The sequence below is a fragment of the Shigella sp. FC1661 genome (assembly GCF_001712525.1).
Taxonomy (GTDB): domain Bacteria; phylum Pseudomonadota; class Gammaproteobacteria; order Enterobacterales; family Enterobacteriaceae; genus Escherichia; species Escherichia coli.
The window spans coordinates 1-3084 of sequence record NZ_MDGW01000234.1; the positions used below are offsets into that span (position 1 = coordinate 1).

Here is a 3084-nt window from a genome sequence, read left to right on the forward strand (position 1 = left end):
AACACGCCAGTTCGCCCGGATGTTGGGACTTGAACCGAAGAACACGGCGGTGCGGAGTCCGGAGAGTAACGGAATAGCAGAGAGCTTCGTGAAAACGATAAAGCGTGACTACATCAGTATCATGCCCAAACCAGACGGGTTAACGGCAGCAAAGAACCTTGCAGAGGCGTTCGAGCATTATAACGAATGGCATCCGCATAGTGCGCTGGGTTATCGCTCGCCACGGGAATATCTGCGGCAGCGGGCTTGTAATGGGTTAAGTGATAACAGATGTCTGGAAATATAGGGGCAAATCCATGCTGCCTGTCGGCTTAAGCATCTGGCTGGCCCATCAGCAGGTAGAAACATCGTTTATTGAAGAGCTGGATACCTATTCCTCCCGCGTCGCTATTCGGGCCAATAAGGTGGCGACACAAGGGAAAGATGCGCTGCAAGAGCTGGAAAGATGGCAAGGCGCTGCCTGTAGCGAAGCCCATCTCATGGAAATGCGTCGGGTATCTTACAGTTATCGCTATATTCAGGAAGTGGTTTATATCGATAACAACATTCCCCAGTGTTCGTCTCTGGAGCATGAAAGTCCGCCCGATACCTTCCCCGAGCCAGGTAAAATTTCGAAAGATGGTTATCGTGTCTGGTTAACATCGCATAACGATTTAGGCATTATCCGTTACATGGTCGCCATGGGAACGGCACATTATGTCGTCATGATCGACCCCGCTTCCTTTATTGATGTCATTCCCTATAGCTCATGGCAAATTGATGCCGCCATTATTGGCAATGCCCATAACGTTGTCATAACCAGCAGCGATGAAATTGCTCAGGGAATTATTACCAGGCTACAAAAAACACCCGGTGAGCATATCGAAAATAATGGAATCATTTACGATATCCTGCCCTTCCCGGAGATGAATATTTCGATCATCACCTGGGCTTCAACGAAAATGTTGCAGAAAGGCTGGCATCGGCAAGTCTTTATTTGGTTACCGCTCGGGTTGGTGATTGGCCTGCTGGCAGCGATGTTTGTGCTGCGTATTTTGCGCCGTATCCAGTCACCGCATCATCGGCTGCAGGATGCTATCGAAAATCGTGATATTTGCGTGCACTATCAGCCGATTGTCTCCTTAGCCAATGGCAAAATTGTCGGTGCTGAGGCACTGGCGCGCTGGCCGCAGACAGACGGTAGTTGGTTGTCACCAGATAGTTTTATTCCGCTGGCACAGCAAACAGGCCTTTCTGAGCCATTGACGCTACTGATTATAAGAAGCGTCTTTGAAGATATGGGCGACTGGCTGCGTCAGCATCCACAGCAGCATATTTCGATCAATCTTGAATCCACCGTGCTCACCTCGGAAAAAATCCCGCAATTGCTGCGTGAAATGATCAATCACTATCAGGTTAATCCCAGACAGATCGCGCTTGAACTCACTGAACGCGAGTTTGCCGATCCGAAAACCAGCGCCCCGATAATTTCTCGCTACCGGGAGGCGGGCCATGAAATTTATCTTGATGATTTTGGTACGGGATATTCAAGTTTAAGTTATTTACAGGATCTGGATGTCGACATTCTGAAGATCGATAAATCTTTCGTTGATGCGCTGGAATATAAAAATGTCACGCCGCATATCATCGAAATGGCAAAAACACTGAAACTGAAAATGGTAGCGGAGGGAATCGAAACCAGTAAACAAGAAGAGTGGCTACGCCAGCATGGCGTGCACTACGGTCAGGGCTGGCTCTACAGCAAGGCATTACCGAAAGAAGATTTCTTACGCTGGGCCGAGCAACATTTGTGAATTTTTGGGCTGACGGCACGCCGCACAGCCCGTCACGCTACCTATTCGTCGATGATTGACTCGAATCCGCCATAGATCATTCGCTTGCCGTCAAACGGCATGGACTCGCCGAACTCTTTCATCCGTGGGTCCGACATCATCTTTTGATTAGCAGCGTCGCGGACCTCTTTTGAAGGGTATTCAATCCAGCTAAAGACAACCTCTTCATTCTCTTCCGCTTTCACCGCCATACGAAAATCGGTCACTTTGCCATCCGGTACATCGCTGGCCCAGCATTCGACAATACGAAGCGCGCCAAACTCTTTAAACAATGGCGCAGCCTTAGCGGCCATTTCCCGATAGGCATCCTTTTTATCGGCAGGAACGGCAACCACAAAACCATCAACATACTTCATCAGACATACCTCCGAAGCGTACTGCGCAGCCAGACAATTCTTGCGACGTCAGTTGTGGTTAAAGTTTAGCCATGTTGGTTTTTTTTGACGAAACGGTGGGAGGCAGAAATGGGTGGGGGCCCTGCCAGCTACATCCCGGCACACGCGTCATCTGCCTTGGCTGCTTCCTTCCGGACCTGACCTGGTAAACAGAGTAGCGTTGCGGGAGAACCAACAGAGCCCCCATTGAGAGCGTTGAGAACCAACGCGCAGGCGCATTATCACTGCTGCCCCGGCTAATTGCAACCCATCGCGTGCCAGATGCTGGTTTCTTGCGCAATGCGACTTCACTCGGGCGTTTTTCCAGATTATGCTGAAAAATTACCTCAGGAAGAAAAGATGGAAAAAGAAGATTCATTTCCCCAACGCGTCTGGCAAATCGTCGCCGCTATTCCCGAAGGCTATGTCACCACTTACGGTGATGTGGCGAAACTGGCGGGATCGCCCCGCGCCGCGCGCCAGGTGGGCGGTGTGTTAAAGCGTCTCCCTGAAGGCAGCACCTTACCCTGGCACCGGGTGGTTAATCGCCACGGCACAATTTCGCTAACCGGACCGGATTTACAGCGTCAGCGACAGGCATTACTGGCAGAAGGTGTGATGGTATCGGGAAGCGGGCAAATCGACTTGCAGCGTTATCGCTGGAACTACTAACCCTCTCCGGGCGGAGTAATGCCGATCAGTTAAGGATCAGTTGACCGATCCAGTGGCTGTGTAAGAATCCGGAAACGCTCACTTGTTTCCGGATTTTTTTATGCACATTGGACAGGCTCTTGATCTGGTATCCCGTTACGATTCTCTGCGTAACCCACTGACTTCTCTGGGGGATTACCTCGACCCCGAACTCATCTCTCGTTGCC

Annotated in this window: 5 protein-coding genes and 1 other RNA gene; 4 read left to right on the forward strand and 2 right to left on the reverse strand. The window is 50.6% G+C overall.

Annotation, left to right across the window (positions count from 1 at the left end):
• Together BFF42_RS14170 and pdeB are read left to right on the forward strand one after the other, a co-directional pair.
• A partial coding sequence (locus BFF42_RS14170; protein ID WP_000318964.1) for an integrase core domain-containing protein occupies nucleotides 1-286 on the forward strand: 286 nt, incomplete at its 5' end.
• Between the two features lie 10 nt (nucleotides 287-296).
• Entirely contained in the window at nucleotides 297-1793 is a 1497-nt protein-coding gene (pdeB, locus tag BFF42_RS14175) for a cyclic-guanylate-specific phosphodiesterase PdeB (RefSeq protein WP_052269006.1), read from the forward strand.
• 41 nt (nucleotides 1794-1834) lie between these two features.
• Here pdeB and BFF42_RS14180 read toward each other — a convergent pair whose 3' ends face one another.
• Nucleotides 1835-2188, reverse strand: a complete 354-nt coding sequence (locus tag BFF42_RS14180; RefSeq protein ID WP_000878140.1) for a DUF1428 domain-containing protein — start codon at nucleotides 2186-2188, stop codon at nucleotides 1835-1837.
• A 119-nt stretch (nucleotides 2189-2307) separates the two neighbouring features.
• Nucleotides 2308-2404, reverse strand: an RNA gene (gene ffs, locus BFF42_RS14185) — signal recognition particle sRNA small type.
• 162 nt (nucleotides 2405-2566) lie between these two features.
• Between ffs and BFF42_RS14190 the strand changes: the two genes are divergently transcribed.
• Together BFF42_RS14190 and BFF42_RS27770 are read left to right on the forward strand one after the other, a co-directional pair.
• Nucleotides 2567-2878, forward strand: a complete 312-nt coding sequence (locus BFF42_RS14190; RefSeq protein ID WP_000409911.1) for an MGMT family protein — start codon at nucleotides 2567-2569, stop codon at nucleotides 2876-2878.
• 82 nt (nucleotides 2879-2960) lie between these two features.
• Nucleotides 2961-3084: hypothetical protein (locus BFF42_RS27770; protein ID WP_227894989.1), on the forward strand; the 124-nt coding region annotated here is incomplete at its 3' end.